Below are 24,286 nucleotides of genomic sequence, written 5' to 3' on the forward strand. Positions count from 1 at the left end.
TAAATATAATGATTAAACTAATAAATAGCTAACTATTAATTTTATGCACATTTTTTTGCGTTGTTGTAAAGATTAACTATAGCTGACATACCTATTGCGATACTTTCTAATCCAGATTGATTTTCCGAAAAGCTGATTTTAACTGGAATGCGTCGTACAACTTTAGTGAAATTACCACTCGCATTATCTGGTGGAAGTAATGAAAGCTCTGAACCACTAGCATTAGCAATACTATCTATATTTCCACAGAACTCTTTATTTGGAATTGCATCAATAGTGAATGAAACTGTATTTCCTGGACGAATTTTGGATATCTGAGTTTCTTTAAGGTTAGCTTCAATCCATAAGTTTTTAACAGGAGCTAGAACAATAATATTTTTCCCCGTAGTTAAATACTCTCCTTGATGCACCTTTCTTGAAACGACTTTTCCAGCTCTAGGTGCAATTAATTTTGTCGACTCAAGGTTCTCTTTTGCTTGAACTAAATTTGCTTTAGCTGCTGGTAGCATAGTTTGCAAAGAGGCTTTTTGTGCATCTAACACATTAATATTTTGTAAAGCTTCATCAATTGAAATCATTGCAATATGGACTTTACTACCTTGTGACACCTTTTCGTCGTAAGCAGCATCATATTCCTGCTTACTAATCGCGCCATCTTGAACTAATTTATCAGAACGTGTGAAGTAATTGTCAGCCCTTAATTTACTGGCTTTTGCTGCTTCTATTTCAGCTTGTTTAATTTTGACTTGTTCTTTGGCTAACTTTATTTGTTCATCAATTTGATGAATATTTGCATTTAATTGATCAAGTTTGGACTGAGCTTCCTCTACGAGAGTATTAAAATCAACTTGATTGATTTGAGCCAATACTTGACCAGCTCTAACAAACTGATTATCACTCACATAAACATGATCAACGTATCCACTAACTTTACTAGATACATACATTAAATCACCTTTGATGTAAGCATTATCTGTATTTTGAATGTCACTGCTGTTACTCCAATTATAGTAGGAGTAAATTAACATCATTAAAATACATATAATAACAATAGTTGCTAATATGAAACGAAGAAAGGATTTACTTAACTGTATTGAAAGTTTTGACATGATAATTACTCTAAATTTAGCTCTGGCTTTTACATTGAGGACAAAACCAAACTAAGGCAGCGGTGATAATAAGTAAAAGTGCACAAAATAAAAAACCATCATTTATAGCTAAAATATATGATTGTTCACGTACAACTGTTGCTACTTTGAAAGTGCTAATATTTGAAAGCACTGATAGATCATTAAATGATGGAGATAAAGTAGCCTGAATTTTGTTAATTACTTCTGCTGTAACAGATTCATTATTTTGAATATTCGGAGTTAAGATTGCTGAATGGAATTTCTCCCGCTCATTAATAAAATGGCTGAGAATACCCAGTCCACCTGATAATCCCATAATTCGTGCATAGTTGTATCCCATACCACATGTCGGACCTTCTATTGGAATTAATCCATGAAGAACCATATGTAGTGTCGCTAAACTATAGGTTCCGATTCCAATACCAGAAGCAAACATTACAATTGTAAAATTTTCATATGACCATGTGCTATCAGCTTGTACGCAGTACAATGAACAACAGGCAATAATTAACAGGGCACTTGACATCATTATTCTTTGATCGATATAAGTGCTAAAACAAAGAGCAATTAAAACTCCAATCAACGTGCCAGGGATAAGAGGCCATAAAACCAATGCTAATTGTTCAATACGGTAATCTAAAACTTTAGTAAGAAAAAATGGAATCAACCAAATAGCGAATAATGTCCCAAAACGAAATATGATTTGGTAAATCAATACCCATGAGAATGGTTTATAAAATAATGAAAGTTTAAATAATGGATTATTCGTATTTAATAAATGTAAGAATGATAGAAATGAGAAAGTCAATCCAATAATTATAAATGCAGGTATCCACCATGTTTCAGACCAAAAATAACGTTCGCCTTCGGATAAAGCAATAAGTATAAAACCCAATCCTAAACTTACCAACGTATATCCAACCCAATCAAAATTTATGACTTCATTTAAATCAATCGAATCTTCTACAAATAAAAAGTCAGCTAAAATGATATAAAAACCAATAAAAATGGCTGGAATAATAAATAGAAATTTCCAGTTATCAGGAACTAAAAAAAGACTCCCTAGCCATGCAGACATACCCAGTCCAATTGCAGTAGAAAAAGCAAAAAAAGATAATCCACGAGTTCTGATCTGACCTGGTGGGTGGGTTGAAAATAAAATAATGAACATGATGACTGGTAACATGCCAGCATAAAACCCATGCCAAAAACGGAAAAACAATACAATTGAAAAAATGGAAGAAAATGAAATAATCAGTGAGGAAATTAGAAAACCTATTCCAGCAATTAACATAGTACGCCTTCTACCGAATATCTTTGATAATAAAAAAGTGATGGGTAAACCAAAAAGTTGACCCAAATTATATAAAGTAACCATCCAGCTTATTTCATCACGTGTTACTGAAAATGCTGCTGCTATGTCTTGTTGCGAAAAAATAATAGAGAGAGGAAAAGTACTACTGATGATGGCTCCAAAAGCAGCGATACTCATCATCCAGATACGCTGAATTGGTGTAATGGAAAACATTTTTAAGCAGACTATATAGAGAAAGTGAATTTTGAAATTCTAGGGTAGTATTTGGACCTCAGAAATACGATATAATTAAAACCAATATTTCAAAAAATGGAAGTATGAATGAGCCAGCAAACAGATGACTTTGTCTTTTTTGTAACTGTGGTTGAGTCTGGATCATTGACAAATGCTTCGATTACGCTTGATATGTCTTTACCGACCGTCAGTCGAAAGTTGCAGAATTTAGAAAGTTACTACAATACAAAATTAATTCAACGAAATGCTAAGAGGTTCCGTTTAACAGAATCTGGGCAACTGTTGTTTATGCGTTCTCAAGAAATAATTTCACTCATCAATAATACAAAGCAATCTATTTCGAATAATCATAAAAGTATTGATGGCAAGATTAGAATTGGTTGTTTATCACAATTTGGAAGGCAATATCTTAATGAAATAATTAATGATTTCTCTAGAATATATTCTGATATTATTTTTGAAATTCTATTATCAGACTCTCGTATGGATTTAGTGGAAGATGAGTTGGATTTCTTATTTCAGATTGAAAAGCCGATATCAGATAACCTTTCTTCTTTAAAGTTTGTTTCAGGTCGCAGAGTTTATTGTGCTTCAGAAGAATATTTCCAAAAAAAAGGTATGCCCGATAATCCCGATCAATTAAAAGCACATGATTGTATTTGTTTAACAAGAAATCATCACTTGTATAATGAGTGGTTTTTTAATCAGTCAAAAAGTAGGGTACAAGTTATACCAAAATTGATAAGTAACAATAGTGAATTGATTCAGCAATGGTTGCTAGAAGGGAAAGGTATTGCTTCTAAGCTTAGTTGGGATGTTGAAGAAGATTTACAACATAGAAAATTAGTAGAGTGTTTAAACAAATACAGTGATATTTCTTTAAATTTATATGTAGTATTTGATGAGACTTATTTTTTACCAAGACATAAAGTTTTCTTCGATTTTTTAGTTAGTTATGCTTCTAAAGATAAGAATAGATAAACTTGTTTATTCATATATGAAACCTCTATAAATATACTTTATGGTATTTTTAAACCAGAAAATATCTGCCTAATTAAAGATATGGCTAAAATTAATATTCAATTTTAATTGAATGACTCCCTAAAAGAGTTAACCATATAATCAATAAAAACTTTGATTTTAGGCAGGGACTGGCGACTTGAGGGCCATAAAATATAGACACTGCGATAATCTTGAATGTAATCATTCAATACCGTATTCAACTTTCCATCCTGTATGGAATTCTTGACCATAAAATCAGGTAATAAAGTAATACCTAATCCTGATTCGGACATGGTTTGCAAAGGTTCAATTGCATCGGTAATGGCGGAAACTGGGATAGTAAATGATGTTTCTTGCCCATCAACAAAGCCCCAATCTACCAATTTCTTGCTGGTCGGGTATCTATAGCGCAAACATTTATGATGAATTAAATCTGATGGTTGTTGGGGAATACCATTCTCGATGAGATATGTCGGTGAAGCTACTAGTAAATGCTGATAGGTATGAAGATGGCGGACTTTAAGCCGTGAATCAATAATTTGACCCACACGCATCACAATATCAAATCCATCCTCAATAATATTGACCAATTGATCACTAAAGCTTAATTCTAATTCTATGTCGGGGTAGGTCTTTTGAAACTCAATAAATTTAGGCATTAAATGAATTGCAAATTGAGGCAATCCAACACGCAATTTGCCTTGTGGAGCAAATTTTATTTGGGCCAATTCAATTTTTGCCTCATTCAACTCAGATAAAATACGCTGAGAGCGATCCAAGAATAGTTGTCCCTCTGCAGTCAGAGTAATTGCCCGAGTAGAACGATGGAATAAACTAATACCAAGTTCATGCTCTAATTTGACAATAGCTTTTCCAATTGCAGAGGAAGTCGTTCCTAATTTTCGGCCGGCTTCGGTAAAACTCCTTGATTCAGCTGCATGTACAAAAGCTTTCAATGCACCAAAATAATCGATCGACATGACTTAATTACATCCAAACTTTCCTATATGTTTTGAATATTAGCCTATTTTTCTTATATGAATAAATATTTAAAGTATGTGCTTTACTAAATTGCTATTTCATTGATTGAAGTAGCACTAGATTTTAAATGAGATAGCAATGGCAGCAGCATATTCTTTAGCCCAATTACCTGAAGATTTAAGAGATCATCCTGGATATTCACAAGTATTTCAGCCAGGGCATTTAACATTTGGCTTTATTGCACCTCTAGAGAGTTATCCATATACGCCTGGGCCGTCATTAGTAGATCACGTCGAAATGGCACAAAAAGTCGATGCAGCAGGATTTTCAGCGATTTGGTTAAGGGATGTTCCATTTTATGATCCGAACTTTGGTGATGTCGGTCAAGGTTTAGATCCTTTGGCGTATGCAAGTTTCTTGGCTGCGATTACCCGTAGAATTACTATTGGTACAGCAGGAATTGTTTTACCCTTAAGAGATCCTTTGATTGTAGCAAAACAGGTAACAACAGTAGATCAACTGTTAGGTGGTCGCTTGATTTTAGGCTTAGCTACAGGGGACCGTCCTGTTGAATATCCTGCTTTTGGTGTCGATTTTGAGAATCGTGCTGAAAGATTTAGAGATGCATTAGCTTTAATTAGATCAGTAACTGAACAAGATTGGCCTGTACATGAATCAAAATTTTATGGCAAGTTGACCGGACAAATCGACTTGGTTCCAAAACCTGTAAAATCGCGTATTCCATCCATCGTGATTGGTTATGCAGGTCAAACTATGGAGTGGACGGCACAAAATACTGACGGCATTATGTCGTATATTTCGAACCCGATGCATATTCCAGAAATTATCGAAAGCTGGCGTGCTGCAAGTCCTAAAGATGTGTTTAAGCCATATGCTTATGGCACCTTATTTGAACTGGATCGTGATCCACATGCACCGATTCAACCCGGACGTATACTTCGAGGGGGCCGAAATGCGTTACGCGAATTGTGGCTCAGACAGCAAGATCAGGGAGTTTCACATGTTGCACTGCACTTTAAACCACAACGTCGCCATGCATCAGAAGTGATTGATGAGCTCGGTGAGCACTTATTGCCACTTTTCCCAAGCTTGACATCAAACAAAGAAACCGTATCGAAAGAAGTTGCAGCACAGGAGATGGCAGCTGATGCATAATCTTCATCATATGGACTTCATTTTTCAGACCAAATTGGGTACCTATTCGCTAGATGCCCAATGTGAAATGTTGGTGGAAACAGGCTACCAAGGCTTGACGGTTTCGGCATGGAGTCAAAAACTAGATACACTCGATCGGGTTAAGCCGCGTTGGGGTCTCGATGTAGGTGCTGTTTATCTTATTTATAGACAGGGTCTTGAGTCATTTGTCATCAATACGGTGGAATCTCTACAAGGTTGCCACAGTATAGAATTAGCGCTAGATTCAGGTAAAGGTGTGACAGATATGGATCGTAAGATTTTAGAGAAAATCCTCCCGATCGCAGAACGACGAGGCATCGAGATTGCGCTTTATCCTCATGTTAGATATGGCATGCAGACTACCTCTGAAGCCGTGCAACTGTGTGAAGCGTTTAATCATCCGAATTTAGGCATTGTCTTTAATGGCTATCATTGGTATGCGAATCAAGAACAGTTACTTGAAGAACGACTGCAAGCGGTTAGTCCATGGCTGAAACAGGTCAACATCGCGGGTTGCCGCTTATCACCATTAGGTTGGGGTGGTGTGGCAACCATCGAGCCTCTCGATGAGGGGGAGATGGACAACTTTGTCTTAATGGGTGCATTAAGCCGTCTGGGTTATCGTGGTCGTTATATAGTGTCTTGGGCTGGGAAAGTATGGGGGGAGATGTCTTTGGTAATCTTGAGCGTTCTCAGAAAGCCTTCCGTTCGATGGAACAACGTCTGATTAAACATCCTGAATGGTCTGTTCTTGACTCATTAGCGTACTAGTCGAGGAATATATGCTTTATAAAGTTCATGCACTCGACTCATTCTTCTATAACTCTATGGGGGTTTATCAATTCCAGTCACAATGTGAAATGCTGTCAGAAATTGGTTTCGATGGCATTACCGTTTCTGCATGGGGCGGAACCCCATTCACCAATCTGGACTTATTACCGACTGTTAAAGAGCAATATGGTCTAGACATCTCGGGACTGTATCTGGTTTTGCATGAAGGTCGTAATGACACCTTATTACGGGAAATTATTGAAAGTGTTGAAGGGGTCGAGTTAATCGAATTAGCAGTGCAGACGTCGGTACATGGAATGTCTGGCATATTGAAGACTATCGAATCATATTTGCCTATTATTGAGCGTCGAGGTTTACGCCTTGCACTTTATCCACATTTGAAACATGTTACTCAGACTACAAGTCAAGTGATCAAGATCTGTGAATACTTTAACCATCCTTTATTAGGCGCTTCATTCAATGGTTATCATTGGTTTGCGATACAAGAGGGAAATTTACAGGAAACGCTGAACAATATCCGTCCATGGTTAATGCAAGTGGTACTTTCAGGCAGTACCATGTCTCAATTAGGTTGGGGGGGCGTGGCGACAATGGAACCGCCAGATCGTGGTGAGTTAGATAATTTTGCTGTTGTAGCTGAGTTAAAGCAGATTGAATATACTGGAAGTATTGGTGTATTGGGTTGGGATTATGCTGGGGATATTTATCCCAAACTGGAGCGTAGTTTGAAAAAGATGAAGACCATTTTTCATCTTTTGGACAAGCATCCGAACTGGGACTATATTTAATTTAATAACGTTGCTAGTAAGTTGCATGCTAGCAACGATAAATATTGTAAAATAATACTGATTATCTCAGAACCTAATCACAGTTTTGATGTAAAGCTTATTTTTATCATATATTTTAAAACTTTTGATTTAATATTTTACTGTGAAATCCAATGTGTTGGCCAATAAAACTCGCAATAAAATAATAACTGTGATCGTAATTCTCCCTTAAATTCAGCGTGAGGTTGACATTCTTTTGCTTGGCAATTTCTGCAAACTGCTGAGGTTGTAATTGCATATCCAGGAATGAATCTGCCAGACCTTGATCAATCAAAATCGGTAAAGATGTTCCGAATTGTTGTAATAATTCTGATGCATCATAGGCTTTCCAACTCTCTTGATCTGGCCCTAGATACGCAGTAAACGCTTTTTGTCCCCAAGGCACCTGAGACGGAGTCACAATTGGAGAAAAGGCGGAAACGCTATGATAACGGGTTGGATTTTTCAGAGCGATCGTCAGAGCACCATGTCCGCCCATAGAATGTCCGAAAATACTACGCTTATCACTGGCAGGAAAATTCTGCTCAATAAGTGTTGGCAACTCGTTCACAATGTAATCATACATCTGATAATGTTTTGACCACGGCAGCTGGGTTGCATTGAGATAAAAGCCAGCACCTTGACCCAAATCATAATCTTCAACGTTTGCTACATCTTCGCCCCGAGGACTTGTATCTGGTGCAACGATAATGATCTTATGTTGAGCTGCAAATTGCTGTACACCCGCTTTGGTAATAAAATTTTGTTCAGTACACGTCAGCCCCGATAACCAATACAAAACGGGCAGTTTTTCTCCAGATTCATGCTCTGGAATATAAATAGCAAAATTCATGGCACAGTTTAAACTGCTAGAATCATGTTTATAAACATCTTGCCAGCCACCAAAACTTGCTTGGTGTTCAATACATTCCATAAACTCTCCTGATATTTAAAATTCACATTTATCGGTCAAAGCACTTTTCCTGAGCTCAGAGTGAGTTATTGGAAATTGAAGTGAGAAAGGTGTACAGCGAACTGTACACCTTCAGATATCTTTCTATTCCAGCCAAAAATTATGCGTGGAATGTACCTTTTTTCTTAGCAACATGCATCGAAATCGCATCCATAAGTGTAGGAGACAGGCAGTCATACGTATTTAAGCCAATACTTTGGAATTGACTGCGTACAGCATCCATTTGTGAAACAGGCGCGCCAGTTTCAATAATTGACGATACAAATGCTGCAAATTGTGGTTCAGACCAACCAGCTTCATTCGATAATTCAGTATGAATGAAATCTAAACCATAAAAAGGATGTTCTGTATTCTCAATACGACCAAACATATGCACGCGGCATTCTTTACATGCATGACGTTGAATTGTTGCAGACTCATCTACAATTTGTAGCTTATCTTCATTTGCAACAACCTGTACGGCATCTTTAGAGACAACAGCTACGATGGAAAATAACGCACCTTCTGGTTTCCAGCACTTTGAACAACCACATGCGTGATTATGAGCAGTTTGGCTCGAGATTTTGACCTCTATAGGATGGTCTTCGCAATGGCACTTCAAGGTACCACCAGCAAAATTCTCTTTCTCAGTTTTTGAGATACCATTATTAATTGCTGGGTGCAAATTAAATACGCTCATAAATCCTCTCCGTTTTTACATATGGATGATCAATGTTGGAAGATTAGGTCATCCATTTTTGATATTTAGTAATGGATCACTGTACGAATAGACTTACCTTCGTGCATAAGATCAAAGGCATCATTAATGTTGTCTAAAGGCATCGTATGCGTCACAAATGGTTCTAATTGAATATCACCTTTCATTGCATCTTCAACCATACCCGGTAATTGGCTACGGCCTTTCACACCGCCAAATGCTGTACCTAACCAACGACGTCCGGTTACCAATTGGAAAGGTCGTGTAGAAATTTCCTGACCCGCACCAGCAACCCCGATAATCACGGATTGGCCCCAGCCACGATGTGCACATTCAAGTGCTGCACGCATTACATTGACGTTACCGATACATTCGAAAGAGTGGTCAACACCCCAACCTGTCATTTCAACAATCACTTCTTGAATTGGTTTGTCATAATCTTTCGGATTTAAGAAGTCAGTCGCACCAAACTCTTTCGCCAATGTAAACTTATCTGGGTTCATGTCAACAACGATAATACGGCTGGCTTTCGCCTGACGAGCACCTTGGACAGCAGCCAAACCAATACCGCCTAAACCGAAGATAGCAACGGTATCACCCTCTTGTACTTTCGCTGTATTGTGTACAGCACCAATACCTGTGGTTACACCACATCCAAGCAAGCAGACATGTTCATGATTTGCTTCTGGATTGATTTTGGCTAAAGAAACTTCGGCAACAACCGTATATTCACTGAATGTTGAACACCCCATATAGTGGTAGATCGGTTGACCATTATAAGAGAAACGTGTAGTACCATCTGGCATCAAGCCTTTACCCTGTGTCGCACGCACTGCTGTACATAAGTTAGTTTTGCCAGATTTACAGAATAAACATTCTCCACATTCTGCTGTATAAAGAGGAATAACATGATCGCCAGGTTTTACACTGGTCACACCTTCACCGACTTCAACAACAATACCAGCACCTTCATGGCCAAGAATCGCAGGGAATACACCTTCTGGATCATCACCAGATAATGTAAATGCATCTGTATGACACACACCTGTATGTGTCACTCTAATTAAAACTTCGCCTTTCTTTGGTGGTTCAACATCAACTTCTACGATTTGTAGGGGTTGGCCAGGTCCAAAAGCAACGGCTGCACGTGATTTCATAAACTTTTCCTAATTAAAGCTATTTTAAATAAGACTTGAGAATTTTAGCGATATCTGCCAGCTCATCTAATCGCTGGTGTTCTGTGGTTTCACCAGAGACAAGAGTGTCTTTCAAATGAATTTCGAGCATTTCATTCATTAGGCCATTAATAGCCCCTCGAATAGAACAGATTTGCTGCAATATCGAAGTACATTCGACATTATCTTCTAGAGCATTTTCAATTGCTTGAGCCTGACCTTTAATTCGCCTGACTCGTGAGAGAATTTTCTTCTTGTCCTCAAGTTGATTCGGCATCTGATTAACTCTATTTACTATAATTTACTATAGTACCCTATAGTATATTGATGTGCAACTAACACCACAGTATTTACTATTTTTGATCAAGTTTTATTTTAAAATTTATAACTAAATGGTTTGGTATTACCTAGAGGTAGAGCTAATAAATTGAGACTGAATATTGGTGATTAAAAGTAATAATAAGGAATTATTGGATATCTAACTAAAAGGTGTCTATAAAATTGGTAACTATTCAGGATGATGGTTTTATCTGTATAGTTTGGTCGACAAAAGTAACTATCTTATTGTTTTTTTAATATAAATAATATTAAATCAGATGAAAGAAAAATTCTGATGTTGGTCTTGAATTGATTGTGGATTTATTGGTGTAAAAAATTATAGTTAATAGTGTTTTGTAATATTTTTGACTAAAGACTCACAAAAGTATGGGAGTGTTTTATTTATGGAATGCTGTGTATGGAAATAAGGTATTTGTTTCATAAAGAATAATAATTAGTATGAGCTCAACTTATACAACAGGTCTGTTGTTAAAACAGAAATCGGAGCATCAGAATGTCAATTTTTCAAAAACTTTTTGGGTCTGACCAAGTCGAGCAAGAATCGTTCATTAATCAACTTGCTAAGCGCAGAACTATTTACAATATTGGTAAAAATGTAAATGTTCAATCACAAGAGATGGATCAATTAATTCGGCAAACTGTTCGTTTAAGTCCTTCAGCATTTAATTCTCAATCATCACGTGTCGTTAACTTGTTCGGTGAATCTCATCAAAATTTCTGGAATATTGTAAAAGAAACTTTAAGTCAAATTGTCCCTGCAGAAAATTTAAAAGCTACAAATGATAAGATTGATAGTTTTGCGGCAGGATTTGGTACAGTATTGTTTTTTGAAGATCAAGACGTTGTAAAAGGTTTGCAAGAGCAGTTTGCAGCTTACGCCGATAATTTCCCAATATGGTCAGAACATTCAACTGCTATTGCTCAATTTGCAGTGTGGATCGCTTTGTCAGAACAGAATTTGGGTGCGTCATTACAACATTACAATCCAATTATTGATGAACAGGTTGCGGAAAAATTTAATATTCCTACAAATTGGAAACTCCGTGCTCAACTCGTGTTTGGTTCTATAGAAGAAAAAGCAGGTGATAAAGGTTTTATGGAAGATCATCTACGTTTCAAAACTTTTAATTAATAAATTGATATTAAAATGGGTATTCATTGTATTACCCATTTTAAACAAGTATTTTTGAAACCCTGCTCTGAAGTCTAGTTTGAAAAAATATTACATAATACTTAGAGAAGCCTTATGCCCATTAATACCGTTGAAGAGCTCGTAGCAGATATCCGTGCAGGGAAAATGGTCATCCTGATGGATGATGAAGACCGTGAAAATGAAGGTGACTTGGTCATTGCGGCGACACACGTCCGCCCAGAAGACATCAACTTCATGATTACACATGCGCGTGGGTTGGTGTGCTTAACTTTAAGCCGTGAGCGCTGTCAGCAATTGAATTTACCTTTAATGGTCGATGCCAACGGTGCGCAACATGCCACCAACTTCACCCTGTCGATTGAAGCAGCCGAAGGGATTACCACAGGTATTTCCGCAGCTGAACGTGCACACACCATTCAAGCAGCGGTTGCTGCGCATGCCAAGCCTAGCGATATTGTGCAACCTGGACATATCTTCCCACTGATGGCACAACCAGGTGGCGTACTGCACCGTGCAGGACATACTGAAGCAGGCTGTGACCTTGCTCGGATTGCAGGCTTAGAACCCGCTTCGGTAATCTGTGAAATCATTAAAGAAGACGGCACTATGGCCCGTCGCCCAGATTTAGAAATTTTCGCTGAAAAGCATGGTCTTAAAATGGGGACGATTGCTGACCTGATCCATTACCGCATGACCAATGAACAAACGGTTGAGCGCTTAGGTCAAGAAAGCATCGACACTGAATATGGTACATTTGAGTTGTTCCGTTATCGTGAAATTGGGAATCCAGATATCCATTTGGCCTTGGTCAAAGGTGAACCCAAAGACGGCGTAACCACCGTTCGCGTTCATGGTTTTAATCCGACCCGTGACTTGCTTAAACTCAATAAGCAAGACGGCGAACCTGCTTGGAACCTAGACCGTGCGTTAAAAGAAATTGCACACAGTGATCGCGGTATCTTGGTGTGGATTGGTCAACGTCACCTACAAGACCTAGGTCCTGCATTAGACAGTTTAACGGCACCGAAGAAAACCAAATCCAGTGCAGCACTGTCTCAGCAATATCAAACCATTGGTGTGGGCGCACAAATTTTACGTGATTTAGGCGTTGAAAAAATGAAGCTGCTTAGTTCGCCGCTACGTTTCAATGCATTATCAGGTTTTAATCTTGAAGTGGTGGAATATGTCACCGCTCAACAAACATTAACGAAATAATCGAGGTTGCTATGGCAGTTCGCCGTATTGAAGGTATGTTACATCTCGCGAGCGAAGGCCGTTACGCGATTTTAGTGGGTCGTTTTAATAGTTTTGTTGTCGAACATCTATTAGAAGGTGCAATTGATACATTGAAACGTCATGGTGTATCAGAGGATAATATCACTGTTGTTCATGCACCAGGTGCATGGGAACTGCCAGTGGTAGCAAAAAAACTGGCAGCGTCTGATCGCTTTGATGCCATCATCGCACTAGGCGCAGTCATTCGTGGCAGCACGCCACACTTTGACTTTGTCGCAGGTGAATGTGCTAAAGGCTTAGGCGTTGTAGGCTTAGACACTGGCTTACCAGTGATTAATGGTGTATTGACTACGGACAGCATTGAACAAGCGATTGAACGCTCTGGAACAAAAGCAGGTAATAAAGGTAGCGAAGCTGCCCTTACTGCAATTGAAATGGTTAACTTGTTAAAGGCTATTTAAAGCATGTCGCAAACACTTCAAGCCGCTTATGCTGCAAAACGTAAAGCACGTCGTTTTGCTGTACAAGGCATTTATGAATGGCAAATGAGCCGCAACCCTGTGCATGAAATTGAAGCACGTACGCGTGTTGAAAATGCTATGCATAAAGTGGACCTAAGCTATTATCATGAATTGCTGACTCAAGTGGTTGCCAATCATGACGCTTTGGATGCGCTTCTTATTCCTGTGCTAGATCGCCAAATCGAAGCACTAGACGGTGTCGAACTTGCGACACTTCGTTTAGGTGCTTACGAATTGAAAGAACATCTTGAAATCCCGTATCGCGTGGTTTTAGATGAAGCGATTGAGCTTGCCAAACACTTTGGTGGCGCAGACAGTCATAAATACATCAATGGTGTATTGGACCGTTTAGCCAACAGCCTTCGTGCAGCAGAAAAGCAACAAGCACAATAAGACGTGTAGTAAGTAGTATGGCTGAGTTTTCAATTATTGAGACCTATTTTAATCGAGCGCATAACTATTCGGTTGATTTAGGCGTCGGCGATGACTCAGCCCTACTTACCCCTCCTCCGCAGCAACAATTGGTGATCTGCACAGACACCTTAATTGCAGGACGACATTTCCCTCTCGATACTCCCGCCCATGCGATTGGCTGGAAATCGGTTGCCGTGAATCTTTCCGATATCGCTGCAATGGGTGCTAAACCGCACAGCATTTTATTGGCATTGAGCCTACCCCAAATTGATCATGACTGGCTAAAAGATTTTAGTCAGGGACTTTATGATTGCTGCGATCAATTTGGGGTGAGCTTAATTGGTGGTGATACCACCCAAAGTCCACATCTCACCATTTCGGTCACTGCATTGGGTTGGGTCGACACAGGGCAAGCGGTAAAACGCTCAGGTGCTCAAGTGGGTGACTACGTTTGCGTCAGTGGTCAGGTCGGTGATGCAGCCTATGGACTTCAACATCCAAATCATTCCTTAAAGCAACGTTTAGATTACCCAACCCCTCGCTGCCAGCTCGGGCAGCAGTTAAAAGGCGTGGCCTCTGCCATGATTGATGTCTCGGATGGACTGGCACAGGATCTTGGACATATTCTCAAAGCATCACAGGTCGGTGCTCGACTACAATTGGAACAGCTTCCTATCGATGTCGGTCTGCAACATTTAACACAAGTACAACAATGGCAATACGCACTCGCTGGTGGTGATGACTACGAGTTATGCTTTACAATAAGTCCGCAAAATTACCAACGGCTTTTACAACAACAATTAGATGTAAAAATTACGGTGATTGGAACCATTACAACATCAACAGGGCTTACATTTGAAAAAGATGGCAAAGATCATCCGCTTCAATTTCAAGGGTATCAACACTTTGCATAAACCTCCAATTCAGTTTAACCATATGTCTTGGTCGAACCGCTGTATTGTCTTTTGCGGTGTCGGTTTTGGCTCTGGTTTATTACCCAAAGCACCAGGAACATTTGGTTCGGCTTTTGCTCTGCTTTTTATTCCATTGTGGTTGAATTTAGGCTTTCTCAACTCCATATACGCCATCATCTTCATGTCGCTGATTGGCATCTACATTTGCGGTCAAACCGCCAAAGTGATGGGTGTGCATGATGATGGACGCATAGTATGGGATGAATTTGCAGGTCAATCCATTACCTTATTGCCGCTGATTTATTTCGGACAAATGAATGTCTTCTCTGCATTGATCGGTTTCTTGCTGTTTCGCCTGTTTGATGTGTGGAAGCCATGGCCGATTCGCGTCATTGACCGCCAAGTCCACGGCGGATTTGGCATTATGCTCGATGACATTATTGCGGGCCTTTGGGCAGCGCTCTGTATTTTTATATACCTCAATATTTCTCTGGCTTAAAGTCAGCTTGTAAGGTGTGTTATGACAACTTCTGTGATTATTCTTGCTGCAGGTAAAGGAACCCGAATGCGTTCCCAGCTACCCAAAGTGCTACAACCCTTAGCAGGACGCCCCTTACTTGGACATGTGATTGAAACAGCAAAGCAGCTGAATGCCGAGCATATCATCACCATCTATGGGCATGGGGGTGAACAAGTACAACAACACTTTAACCATGAACATATACAATGGGTCGAACAAGCAGAACAACTGGGGACTGGTCATGCTGTTCAAATGACCTTACCTGTACTGCCACAAGACGGCATTTCTCTGATTCTGTCTGGTGATGTACCGTGCATCACACCCGCAACATTACAAAAACTGCTTGATGCTTCACGTGGAACAGGGATTGGTCTCGTGACCTTAACCCTTGACGATGCCACAGGCTATGGACGCATTGTACGTACAGATGGACAAATTCAAGCGATCGTTGAGCACAAAGATGCCAACGAACAGCAACACCAGATTCGCGAAATCAATACAGGCATCTATTGCGTGAGTAATGCCAAGTTACATCAATGGCTACCACAGCTCACCAACAACAATGCGCAGGGCGAATACTACCTCACGGATATTGTGGCGATGGCACTGGCAGATGGTCTTGAAGTTGCTTCCGTTGAACCTGAAATGGCATTTGAAGTGGAAGGCGTGAATGACCGCATTCAACTCGCAGCATTAGAACGCCAATTTCAAAACTTTCAAGCCAGAAAATTAATGCAGCAAGGCGTGCATTTGATTGACCCGAGTCGTTTTGATTTACGCGGCAAACTTAAAGTTGGTCAAGATGTGCGGATCGATATTAATGTCATCATTGAAGGTGAATGCGAATTTGGTGATTCTGTCGAGATTGGTGCAGGTTGCGTGATTAAAAACACCAAAATTGCCGCAGGCACCAAGGTACAGCCATATAGCATTTTCGACCAAGCCATTGTTGGTGAAGATACCCAGATTGGACCTTTTGCGCGTTTACGTCCAGGTGCGAAACTCGCCAATGAAGTCCATATTGGGAATTTTGTTGAAGTGAAAAACTCAAGTATTGGTCTGGGTTCTAAAGCCAATCATTTTACTTATTTAGGCGATGCCGAAATTGGTGAAAATTCAAATATTGGGGCAGGAACCATTACCTGTAACTATGACGGCGCCAACAAATTCAAAACCATTATTGGTGATTCAGCCTTTATTGGCTCGAACAGCTCACTGGTTGCCCCTGTACGCATTGGTCATGGTGCCACTGTCGGAGCGGGTTCGGTGATTACCCGTGATGTTGAAGATCACAACTTAGCCTTTGAACGCTCAAAACAGATAGTCAAAGAAAACTATCAACGTCCACAAAAATTGAAGAAATAAGAGGATATTCCTATGTGTGGTATTGTCGGTGGCGTTGCAGAACGTAGTATTACCAATATTTTAATTGAAGGTTTAAAGCGACTGGAATATCGTGGTTATGATTCGGCAGGCTTAGCGCTGGTGAATCATGATGCTATTTTACGTGAACGTCGTGTCGGTAAAGTTGCCAACCTTGAACAAGCAGTCAATGAATCACTGGTTACAGGTTCACTTGGAATTGCGCATACCCGTTGGGCAACCCATGGTAAACCGACTGAAAATAATGCCCATCCACATGTCTCAGGTCAGGTTGCTGTCGTACATAACGGGATTATCGAAAACTATCAAGAATTGAAAGATGATCTTGAGGCCTTGGGTTACATCTTTACTTCGCAAACCGATACCGAAGTCGTAGCGCATCTGGTACATGATGCCTTGAAATCGACCTCTAGCCTGTTAGAAGCCGTACAAAGTGTGGTTCCCCAACTTAAAGGTGCGTATGCACTGGGAATTATTCACACAGATTATCCTGATGAACTAATTACGGTCCGTGAAGGCTCACCACTTGTGATTGGTGTGGGTATTGGTGAAAACTTCATTAGCTCGGATCAGTTGGCCTTATTGCCAATTACCAACCGTTTTATTTACCTCGAAGAAGGTGATATTGCCCGCTTAACACGCGACAAAATTGAAGTATTTGTGAATGGGCAATTGGTACAACGTCCTATCAAAGAACTGGATGCAACGGTCAGCAATGCCTCGAAAGGTGAATTTAAGCATTACATGCTGAAAGAAATTTACGAACAGCCTGAAGCATTGCAACAAACTATTTCTCAAGCCTTAGATGGCAATGCCTTACGTGCAGACTTCCTACAACTGGCTGAAGCTGATTTCGCCAATATTCAACAAGTGCAGATCCTTGCTTGCGGAACCAGTTACCATGCCGGCATGATTGCCAAATATTGGTTTGAACAACTGATTGATGTACCTTGTCAGGTTGAAATTGCCAGTGAGTTCCGCTATCGCACCCCTGTAATTGTGAATAACACACTTTACTTGTGCATTTCACAATCAGGTGAAACCGCAGATACTTTAGCCGCACTGCGTGATACTCAAAAGCGTGCCGCAGCGAAGAATATCAATATTGTCACTATGGCCATCTGTAATGTAGCCACTTCATCAATGATCCGTGAGACCAGCCACAGTTTATTAACTTTGGCAGGCCCTGAAATTGGCGTAGCTTCGACCAAAGCCTTCACCACGCAATTGGCTGCATTGATGTTACTAATTTTAAAAATTGGTCAAATCAAGCAAACCATTTCAGAACATCAAATTCAAAGCATCGCAGCAGAATTATGGCACTTGCCGAAGGTTGTTTTAGATACCCTGCAAAATAACGTGGCTATTTTGCGACTTTCAGAATTGTTTGTAGAAAAACAACACTGCTTATTCCTTGGTCGTGGCACGCACTTCCCAATTGCCTTGGAAGGTGCGCTCAAACTGAAAGAAATTTCTTATATTCACGCGGAAGGTTATGCTGCCGGCGAACTTAAACATGGTCCATTGGCTTTGGTTGACAATGACATGCCTGTGGTGATTCTTGCGCCACAAGATGACATGTTGGATAAACTCAAATCCAATATGGAAGAAGTTCAAGCACGTGGTGGAGAATTGTTTGTCTTTGCGGATGAGCACAGCGGCATTCAAAGCAAAGAACGCCAACACGTAGTGAGTGTACCGAGTATCAGTGCAACTTTAGCGCCAATCGTGTATAGCGTGCCGGTGCAACTACTGTCTTATCATGTTGCAGTATTACGTGGCACCGATGTAGACCAACCTCGAAACTTAGCCAAAAGTGTTACTGTAGAATAAAACCAAAGGCTCGAATATCGGGCCTTTTTTATACAATGATCAAGAGTTTAAAAATGACCACCCTCACCTGTTTTAAAGCTTATGATATTCGTGGCAAACTCGGCTCAGAATTGAATGAAGAGATTGCCTATAAAATTGGCCGTGCCTATGGGCAAATTTACCAACCTAAAACCGTGGTAATTGGTTGCGATATGCGTCTGAGCAGCGAAGGCTTAAAGCAAGCAACCATCCAAGGACTCATCGATGCTGGCATCAATGTTCTTGATTTGGGTATGACTGGAACTGAAGAAGTGTATTTCGGTGCCTTCCATCTGGATGTGCAGGGGGGTATCGAAATTACAGCCAGTCACAATCCGATGGACTATAATGGGATGAAACTGGTGCGTGAAAATGCACGCCCAATCAGTGCAGACACAGGTTTAAAAGACATTCAAGCACTGGCTGAATCAGGTGCATTTACAACTGTTGAGCACAAAGGCACAGTCCAAAGTTACAATATTCTGCCTGAATTTATCGACCACCTTCTCACCTACATTCGCCCCGAAAAAATTCGCCCACTCAAACTGGTAGTCAATGCGGGCAATGGTGCAGCAGGACATGTAATTGATGCACTGGAGCAAAAGTTCAATCAGCTACAAGTTCCCGTAGAATTTATCAAAATTCATCACGAAGCCGATGGCACATTCCCAAATGGTATTCCGAATCCGATTTTAGTTGAAAACCGTGATAGCACGCGTCATGCAGTACTAGAACATCAAGCGGATATGGGCATTGCTTGGGATGGCGATTTTGACCGCTGTTTCCTCTTTGATGAAAAAGGGCAATTTATTGAAGGCTATTATATTGTCGGCTTACTGGCACAAGCCTTCCTGTTAAAACAAGCCAATGAAAAAATTGTGCATGATCCACGTTTGGTCTGGAATACTTTAGATATTGTCGATCAATATCAAGGTATTACTGTACAGTCTAAATCAGGTCATGCCTTTATTAAAGATGTCATGCGTGAGCATAATGCCGTCTATGGCGGGGAAATGAGTGCCCATCACTATTTCCGTGATTTTGCCTATTGCGATAGCGGCATGATTCCATGGTTACTGGCCATGAGTGTGCTCTCAGAAACACAGCAATCACTCTCTAGCCTCGTTGAAGATATGATTACTAAGTTTCCATGTAGTGGCGAAATCAACTTCACTGTTGCAGATACTCAAGCCACCATTCAAAAACTATTTGACCATTTTGCAGATCAAAATCCTGAGATTGATCGTACCGATGGGGTGAGCTTAGATTTTGGCACTTGGCGTTTTAACGTGCGTGCATCCAACACCGAACCTTTACTTCGCCTCAATATTGAAAGTCGTTTGGATCAAAATCCGAAGCCGATGCAAACTTATGTGCATGAATTAACGCAATTAATTCAATCATAATTTCTTTTGAACGGAGTCAACACATGACTTCGTTCATGCTTGATTAGAAAATACATATGAAACGATATGAAACCCTTGATTGGTTAAGGGGTGTAACCGCTTGTGCCATCATGATTTATCACCTTATCAGTTGGACATTGTGGCACCCTCAAGCAGGCAGCCTCTTAGGTAATTTAGGTATTTATGGCGTTTCTATATTTTTTGTACTTTCTGGGCTAAGTATGGGGATTGTGTATAAGCATTTTTTCCATAATTATAAATCTTCCTTTATATTTTTTATCCGCCGCTTATTTAGATTACTTCCGCTCCTCTGGATCGTTATAGTCATTATTAGCATCGACCAGTATTATCTCTCTCATCATTTTGATTTAACTAAATTTTTACTCAATATCACGCTTTTATATGGATTTTTAGCACCAAGTGAATATATTAATGTGGGTGCATGGAGCATAGGCAATGAATGTGTTTACTATGCTTTCACACCTATACTGATTCTACTTTACAATAAACGAAAATTATTCGGTAATTTAGCACTCTTAGCGGCGGTTATAATCGGAATATATTTTGCATTTTTTGCCCTTGATCACCATTTAACACTCGCACAGCAGTGGAAAACTTACATCAATCCATTTAATAATTTATTTTTATATTTTAGTGGCTTAGCGTTATATTATAATTTTAACGAATTGAAGATGAAGCTGACTGCACCTCTGCTTATTTTCATATCAATCTGCCTGCTCTGGCTTTATCCTGTTAGTGGAGATCAGATTAAAATTGTCACAAATTTTAATCGTATTATTTTTTCTATTGCGGCAGTGACCTTAACACTTGGTTTTTATAAGCTAGAAGCCATTACAATGCCCTTAAGTCTTTCAAAAATTCTATCGAATATTGGGGAAGCAACCTATGGCATTTATTTAATACATCCTGTCGTTTTTCTCTATATTACTCGCTTTTTTAACTTAAATTCTTATACAACTATCTTGCTCACGATTGTTTTAACTCTATTGATTTCAAATCTTCTTTATTATTTTTATGAGAAGCCTTTTATCAAAATTGGCAAAAGGCTTACTACACGATCAATCACTTAAACTGTGGTTATTGGTCGTACCCTTGCGGATTCTGCTTTTGCCAGTTCCAACTGTCAGCCAACATATCTTCCAGACCATATTGCGGTTGCCAGTTCAATTCTGTGACTGCACGAGTGTTGTCTGCAAATGAGGTAGCAACATCACCTGCACGGCGTGGTGCAAATTCAAATGCAATCGCAATCCCATTGACTTGCTCAAAGGTATTTTTAATTTGCAAAACTGAGGCACCTTGCCCCGTACCAATATTCCATGCACGACAACCTGTCGCCGCTAAACGATTATTCAATGCGCACAAATGTGCATTGGCCAAATCGACCACATGAATATAATCACGAACGCCTGTACCATCAACCGTATCGTAATCTTGACCAAAAATAGCCAGTTTTTCACGACGTCCTACAGCGACTTGAGTTACATAAGGCATCAAATTATTGGGGATTCCTTGGGGATCTTCACCAATGTGACCACTTTTATGTGCGCCTACAGGATTAAAGTAACGTAACAAAGCAATCGACCAACGTGCATCGGCCGCACTTAGTTTTTGTAGTAACTGTTCAACAATCAGCTTGGTATAGCCATAATTATTCGATGGCATCCCCGTTGGCATCTCTTCATTCAATGGTGAAGTGTTTGCCTCATCATAGACGGTCGCCGAGGAACTAAACACCAACTTAAATACGCCAGCACGTTCCATGGCTTTGACCAAATTCAGACTGCCCGTAATATTATTATCAAAATAGGTCAACGGAATCTGCTGGCTTTCACCAACCGCTTTTAAGCCTGCGAAATGGATCACGGCATCAATTGTGTACTGTGCAAAGATTTGATCAAGCGTTTCGCCATCTCGAATATCGCCCTCAATAAAATCGAGAGATTTTCCAGACAATTGTTGCACTCGAGCCAAAGATTCTACTGAACTATTTGAGAGATTATCTAACACCACAACGTCATGACCTGCGGTTAATAACTCAATACAAGTATGCGAGCCAATATAGCCCGCTCCACCTGTGACTAAAATTTTAGCCATGTTTATTTCCTTGCGAAACTATCAATAAGTCCTAAATTAAGCTATCAAATGAACTCTTGAATGCGGATATTATATTCATCAAGCGAATCATTATAGTTTAGTTAATTATAACTTGATTCCCCCGCTTATACCCATCAACATAATGCTCAAGTTGAGTCAACAGCCAATCAATGTCTGGCTTTGCTGCATCCATTTGATTGATTCTATCAAATACTATTTGTATTTCTTGTAAAGGATAATCTTTTTCAAAAGAACGACGAATCCGTGCATGCTCTGTATACTCTGTATTCTCTTGGTCAATCAACAGTTCCTCATACAGTTTCTCTCCTGGACGTAAGCCACTGTAGAGGATTTCAATATCACCACTCAACGACCCAGTTTCTCGCACAGTAAAACCACTTAGTTTAATCATTTGTCGTGCCAAATTCTGAATGCATACAGGTTCACCCATATCTAATAAGAAGACATCTCCACCTTGCCCCAGCGCACCCGCCTGAATCACCAATTGTGAGGCTTCAGGAATTGTCATAAAGTAACGAGTCACCTCTGGATGTGTCACAGTAATGGGCCCCCCTTTGGCAATTTGCTGCTTAAATAAAGGGACTACTGAACCTGAAGACCCTAAAACATTACCAAATCGAACAATACTGATATGTGTATTTTGCTGTATTGCAGCAACAGATTGACAATATAGCTCTGCGAGTCGTTTCGAAGCCCCCATCACATTGGTAGGTCGAACCGCTTTATCTGTCGAAATTAATACAAATGTTTCCACCCCTTTTTTAACAGCTGCATTGAGACTACATGCCGTACCAATTGCATTATTTTTCAGTCCATCAAGCGGATTACATTCGACTAAAGGCACATGCTTGTACGCCGCTGCATGGTAAACCGTTTGAACACCATACCGTTCAATCTCATACTCTAATTTGGCTTGATCCCGCACAGAACCCAAAACAGGAATGATGGTCACATCAGAGCTTGAATGTAATTCTTGGTCAATGTTATACAACGCGAATTCGTTCAGTTCATAAATAACGAGAGCTTTCGGCTTATTCTTGACAATTTGACGACATAGTTCAGAGCCAATAGAGCCACCTGCCCCAGTCACCATCACAATTTTATTTTCAATATTCTTGGTCAATAAATGCTCAATCGGAGGAACAGGATCACGTCCTAACAAGTCAATAATATCGACTTCCTGAATATCTGAAATTTGAATTTCACCATGAACCAACTGGGTCAAACCTGGTAGTGCCGTAATTTTTAAACAACAAGGCTCAAGCTCATGAATAATCTCTGCTTTTCTTACACGACCCACTGAAGGAAGTGCCAATAAAATTTCGTCGATTCTATCTTTCTTCAACCGCTGTAATGCTTGATCAACTGGATAAACAGGTATACTGCCAATAATTCTTCCTTGCAAGGACGGATCATCATCAATAAAGAATACAGGTAGATACTGACCTGAACATTTAAGTGCCGCCTCAATTTGCTGACCAGCTGCACCGGCACCATAAATTGCAACTCTTTTACTGCCAATTTCAGCACAATATGAGGCTCTAACTAGAAAACGAATATAGACCCTACTCAACCAAACCCATGTAAACATCATAAATCCGAATATAAATGGGACAGACATTGGAACAAATGTTGCGGTACTTGTACGTAGTACGTATAAAGCGATCATCGTGATAGCAACAGCAAGTGCTAACTTCAAGATCAGGATTTCTTCAAAAGTATGCACAATAAAACGATAAACCCCTGTGATCATCAAACTCAAAACTGCAATAAAACTGACCAAGAGAATACCGTACGCCACACTTGAAATAATTGGAGTTTGAAAATCAAACAAACGAATCACATAGCACAACCATAAAATTATAGGGAACGCCAATAGATCCAAAAAACTGAGAAAAACTTGCTTATATAATCTTGGCTGTGCAGCAAATTGATGAATTATATTTCTCACCATGATGATCCCCTTTACAGGATTGCATCTTTATGCCCATTTTTATGTCAATAAAAATGCATGTTTAAATGGGATAGCCTTATGAGGACATCCGATTGTCCTTATATGGTTTAACTTTTTATTACATCAATCGCCTGCACAATCTTCTTAATGACAT

Annotated in this window: 23 protein-coding genes; 14 read left to right on the plus strand and 9 right to left on the minus strand. The window is 39.7% G+C overall.

Annotation, left to right across the window (positions count from 1 at the left end; genetic code table 11):
• Positions 1-41 precede the first annotated feature (41 nt).
• Positions 42-1,109, minus strand: a complete 1,068-nt coding sequence (locus tag E0H94_RS07965; protein WP_131325906.1) for an HlyD family secretion protein — start codon at positions 1,107-1,109, stop codon at positions 42-44.
• Positions 1,110-1,125: 16 nt separating this feature from the next.
• Positions 1,126-2,658, minus strand: a complete 1,533-nt coding sequence (locus E0H94_RS07970) for an MFS transporter (RefSeq protein WP_131325907.1) — start codon at positions 2,656-2,658, stop codon at positions 1,126-1,128.
• A 108-nt stretch (positions 2,659-2,766) separates the two neighbouring features.
• Here E0H94_RS07970 and E0H94_RS07975 point away from each other — a divergent pair, with 108 nt between their 5' ends.
• Positions 2,767-3,660 carry a LysR substrate-binding domain-containing protein gene (locus E0H94_RS07975; RefSeq protein WP_131325908.1) on the plus strand — a complete coding sequence of 298 codons (894 nt, stop codon included), beginning with the start codon at positions 2,767-2,769 and terminating at the stop codon, positions 3,658-3,660.
• A gap of 104 nt (positions 3,661-3,764) precedes the next feature.
• Here E0H94_RS07975 and E0H94_RS07980 read toward each other — a convergent pair whose 3' ends face one another.
• Positions 3,765-4,661, minus strand: a complete 897-nt coding sequence (locus tag E0H94_RS07980; protein ID WP_264757551.1) for a LysR family transcriptional regulator — start codon at positions 4,659-4,661, stop codon at positions 3,765-3,767.
• Positions 4,662-4,800: 139 nt separating this feature from the next.
• Here E0H94_RS07980 and E0H94_RS07985 point away from each other — a divergent pair, with 139 nt between their 5' ends.
• From E0H94_RS07985 to E0H94_RS07995, 3 genes are read left to right on the plus strand one after another with little or no spacing between them, the layout of a single operon-like run.
• Complete coding sequence (locus tag E0H94_RS07985) at positions 4,801-5,838, plus strand: TIGR03571 family LLM class oxidoreductase (protein ID WP_131325909.1); 1,038 nt, start codon at positions 4,801-4,803, stop codon at positions 5,836-5,838.
• Positions 5,831-6,586: a sugar phosphate isomerase/epimerase family protein gene (locus tag E0H94_RS07990; RefSeq protein WP_264757552.1), complete on the plus strand. Its 756-nt coding sequence runs from the start codon at positions 5,831-5,833 to the stop codon at positions 6,584-6,586. Before E0H94_RS07985 ends, E0H94_RS07990 begins: the two co-directional genes overlap by 8 nt.
• A 55-nt stretch (positions 6,587-6,641) precedes the next feature.
• Positions 6,642-7,439 (plus strand): sugar phosphate isomerase/epimerase family protein, encoded by a 798-nt coding sequence (locus E0H94_RS07995; RefSeq protein ID WP_131325910.1) that lies wholly within the window; start codon positions 6,642-6,644, stop codon positions 7,437-7,439.
• A gap of 115 nt (positions 7,440-7,554) precedes the next feature.
• Here the strand turns inward: E0H94_RS07995 and fghA are convergent, their stop codons facing one another.
• The 4 genes from fghA to E0H94_RS08015 form a co-directional block, all read right to left on the minus strand.
• The gene (gene fghA / locus E0H94_RS08000; protein ID WP_131325911.1) at positions 7,555-8,391 is read right to left on the minus strand and encodes an S-formylglutathione hydrolase; all 837 of its coding nucleotides are present in this window, start codon (positions 8,389-8,391) and stop codon (positions 7,555-7,557) included.
• 139 nt (positions 8,392-8,530) lie between these two features.
• Positions 8,531-9,109: an S-(hydroxymethyl)glutathione synthase gene (gene gfa / locus E0H94_RS08005; RefSeq protein WP_131325912.1), complete on the minus strand. Its 579-nt coding sequence runs from the start codon at positions 9,107-9,109 to the stop codon at positions 8,531-8,533.
• Between the two features lie 65 nt (positions 9,110-9,174).
• A complete protein-coding gene (locus E0H94_RS08010; RefSeq protein ID WP_131325913.1) occupies positions 9,175-10,284 on the minus strand; it encodes an S-(hydroxymethyl)glutathione dehydrogenase/class III alcohol dehydrogenase in 1,110 nt (369 codons plus the stop codon).
• A 19-nt stretch (positions 10,285-10,303) separates the two neighbouring features.
• Entirely contained in the window at positions 10,304-10,579 is a 276-nt protein-coding gene (locus tag E0H94_RS08015; protein ID WP_131325914.1) for a metal/formaldehyde-sensitive transcriptional repressor, read from the minus strand.
• A 555-nt stretch (positions 10,580-11,134) separates the two neighbouring features.
• Between E0H94_RS08015 and E0H94_RS08020 the strand changes: the two genes are divergently transcribed.
• The 10 genes from E0H94_RS08020 to E0H94_RS08065 all read left to right on the plus strand — a co-directional run bounded on the left by E0H94_RS08020 (position 11,135) and on the right by E0H94_RS08065 (position 21,130).
• A complete protein-coding gene (locus E0H94_RS08020) occupies positions 11,135-11,773 on the plus strand; it encodes a nitroreductase family protein (RefSeq protein ID WP_131325915.1) in 639 nt (212 codons plus the stop codon).
• Between the two features lie 114 nt (positions 11,774-11,887).
• Positions 11,888-13,009 (plus strand): bifunctional 3,4-dihydroxy-2-butanone-4-phosphate synthase/GTP cyclohydrolase II, encoded by a 1,122-nt coding sequence (ribBA, locus tag E0H94_RS08025; RefSeq protein ID WP_131325916.1) that lies wholly within the window; start codon positions 11,888-11,890, stop codon positions 13,007-13,009.
• Between the two features lie 11 nt (positions 13,010-13,020).
• Positions 13,021-13,491, plus strand: a complete 471-nt coding sequence (gene ribE, locus E0H94_RS08030; RefSeq protein ID WP_005181338.1) for a 6,7-dimethyl-8-ribityllumazine synthase — start codon at positions 13,021-13,023, stop codon at positions 13,489-13,491.
• 3 nt (positions 13,492-13,494) lie between these two features.
• On the plus strand, positions 13,495-13,944 hold the full coding sequence (nusB, locus tag E0H94_RS08035; protein ID WP_116762674.1) for a transcription antitermination factor NusB: 450 nt from the start codon (positions 13,495-13,497) through the stop codon (positions 13,942-13,944).
• Positions 13,945-13,961: 17 nt separating this feature from the next.
• Entirely contained in the window at positions 13,962-14,879 is a 918-nt protein-coding gene (thiL, locus tag E0H94_RS08040) for a thiamine-phosphate kinase (protein WP_131325917.1), read from the plus strand.
• A complete protein-coding gene (locus E0H94_RS08045) occupies positions 14,830-15,378 on the plus strand; it encodes a phosphatidylglycerophosphatase A (RefSeq protein ID WP_131325918.1) in 549 nt (182 codons plus the stop codon). The genes thiL and E0H94_RS08045 overlap by 50 nt, the downstream gene beginning before the upstream one ends.
• A 21-nt stretch (positions 15,379-15,399) precedes the next feature.
• The gene (glmU, locus tag E0H94_RS08050; protein WP_131325919.1) at positions 15,400-16,764 is read left to right on the plus strand and encodes a bifunctional UDP-N-acetylglucosamine diphosphorylase/glucosamine-1-phosphate N-acetyltransferase GlmU; all 1,365 of its coding nucleotides are present in this window, start codon (positions 15,400-15,402) and stop codon (positions 16,762-16,764) included.
• A gap of 12 nt (positions 16,765-16,776) precedes the next feature.
• On the plus strand, positions 16,777-18,615 hold the full coding sequence (gene glmS, locus E0H94_RS08055) for a glutamine--fructose-6-phosphate transaminase (isomerizing) (RefSeq protein WP_131325920.1): 1,839 nt from the start codon (positions 16,777-16,779) through the stop codon (positions 18,613-18,615).
• 53 nt (positions 18,616-18,668) lie between these two features.
• The gene (locus E0H94_RS08060) at positions 18,669-20,039 is read left to right on the plus strand and encodes a phosphomannomutase CpsG (RefSeq protein WP_131325921.1); all 1,371 of its coding nucleotides are present in this window, start codon (positions 18,669-18,671) and stop codon (positions 20,037-20,039) included.
• Positions 20,040-20,095: 56 nt separating this feature from the next.
• Positions 20,096-21,130, plus strand: a complete 1,035-nt coding sequence (locus E0H94_RS08065; protein WP_131325922.1) for an acyltransferase family protein — start codon at positions 20,096-20,098, stop codon at positions 21,128-21,130.
• Between the two features lie 7 nt (positions 21,131-21,137).
• Here E0H94_RS08065 and galE read toward each other — a convergent pair whose 3' ends face one another.
• Together galE and E0H94_RS08075 are read right to left on the minus strand one after the other, a co-directional pair.
• Positions 21,138-22,157: a UDP-glucose 4-epimerase GalE gene (galE, locus tag E0H94_RS08070; RefSeq protein ID WP_131325923.1), complete on the minus strand. Its 1,020-nt coding sequence runs from the start codon at positions 22,155-22,157 to the stop codon at positions 21,138-21,140.
• A 97-nt stretch (positions 22,158-22,254) separates the two neighbouring features.
• The gene (locus E0H94_RS08075; RefSeq protein WP_131325992.1) at positions 22,255-24,129 is read right to left on the minus strand and encodes a polysaccharide biosynthesis protein; all 1,875 of its coding nucleotides are present in this window, start codon (positions 24,127-24,129) and stop codon (positions 22,255-22,257) included.
• Between the last annotated feature and the right edge of the window lie 157 nt (positions 24,130-24,286).

This window comes from Acinetobacter sp. ANC 4173, from assembly GCF_004331255.1.
In the GTDB taxonomy this organism is placed as follows: domain Bacteria; phylum Pseudomonadota; class Gammaproteobacteria; order Pseudomonadales; family Moraxellaceae; genus Acinetobacter.

Excerpts from the sequence above, each read along its gene's own strand:
- E0H94_RS07965 (WP_131325906.1), bottom strand. The coding sequence starts at position 1,109 with ATGTCAAAACTTTCAATACAGTTAAGTAAATCCTTTCTTCGTTTCATA.
- E0H94_RS07970 (WP_131325907.1), bottom strand. The coding sequence starts at position 2,658 with ATGTTTTCCATTACACCAATTCAGCGTATCTGGATGATGAGTATCGCT.
- E0H94_RS07975 (WP_131325908.1), top strand. The coding sequence starts at position 2,767 with ATGAGCCAGCAAACAGATGACTTTGTCTTTTTTGTAACTGTGGTTGAG.
- E0H94_RS07980 (WP_264757551.1), bottom strand. The coding sequence starts at position 4,661 with ATGTCGATCGATTATTTTGGTGCATTGAAAGCTTTTGTACATGCAGCT.
- E0H94_RS07985 (WP_131325909.1), top strand. The coding sequence starts at position 4,801 with ATGGCAGCAGCATATTCTTTAGCCCAATTACCTGAAGATTTAAGAGAT.
- E0H94_RS07990 (WP_264757552.1), top strand. The coding sequence starts at position 5,831 with ATGCATAATCTTCATCATATGGACTTCATTTTTCAGACCAAATTGGGT.
- E0H94_RS07995 (WP_131325910.1), top strand. The coding sequence starts at position 6,642 with ATGCTTTATAAAGTTCATGCACTCGACTCATTCTTCTATAACTCTATG.
- fghA (WP_131325911.1), bottom strand. The coding sequence starts at position 8,391 with ATGGAATGTATTGAACACCAAGCAAGTTTTGGTGGCTGGCAAGATGTT.
- gfa (WP_131325912.1), bottom strand. The coding sequence starts at position 9,109 with ATGAGCGTATTTAATTTGCACCCAGCAATTAATAATGGTATCTCAAAA.
- E0H94_RS08010 (WP_131325913.1), bottom strand. The coding sequence starts at position 10,284 with ATGAAATCACGTGCAGCCGTTGCTTTTGGACCTGGCCAACCCCTACAA.
- E0H94_RS08015 (WP_131325914.1), bottom strand. The coding sequence starts at position 10,579 with ATGCCGAATCAACTTGAGGACAAGAAGAAAATTCTCTCACGAGTCAGG.
- E0H94_RS08020 (WP_131325915.1), top strand. The coding sequence starts at position 11,135 with ATGTCAATTTTTCAAAAACTTTTTGGGTCTGACCAAGTCGAGCAAGAA.
- ribBA (WP_131325916.1), top strand. The coding sequence starts at position 11,888 with ATGCCCATTAATACCGTTGAAGAGCTCGTAGCAGATATCCGTGCAGGG.
- ribE (WP_005181338.1), top strand. The coding sequence starts at position 13,021 with ATGGCAGTTCGCCGTATTGAAGGTATGTTACATCTCGCGAGCGAAGGC.
- nusB (WP_116762674.1), top strand. The coding sequence starts at position 13,495 with ATGTCGCAAACACTTCAAGCCGCTTATGCTGCAAAACGTAAAGCACGT.
- thiL (WP_131325917.1), top strand. The coding sequence starts at position 13,962 with ATGGCTGAGTTTTCAATTATTGAGACCTATTTTAATCGAGCGCATAAC.
- E0H94_RS08045 (WP_131325918.1), top strand. The coding sequence starts at position 14,830 with ATGGCAAAGATCATCCGCTTCAATTTCAAGGGTATCAACACTTTGCAT.
- glmU (WP_131325919.1), top strand. The coding sequence starts at position 15,400 with ATGACAACTTCTGTGATTATTCTTGCTGCAGGTAAAGGAACCCGAATG.
- glmS (WP_131325920.1), top strand. The coding sequence starts at position 16,777 with ATGTGTGGTATTGTCGGTGGCGTTGCAGAACGTAGTATTACCAATATT.
- E0H94_RS08060 (WP_131325921.1), top strand. The coding sequence starts at position 18,669 with ATGACCACCCTCACCTGTTTTAAAGCTTATGATATTCGTGGCAAACTC.
- E0H94_RS08065 (WP_131325922.1), top strand. The coding sequence starts at position 20,096 with ATGAAACGATATGAAACCCTTGATTGGTTAAGGGGTGTAACCGCTTGT.
- galE (WP_131325923.1), bottom strand. The coding sequence starts at position 22,157 with ATGGCTAAAATTTTAGTCACAGGTGGAGCGGGCTATATTGGCTCGCAT.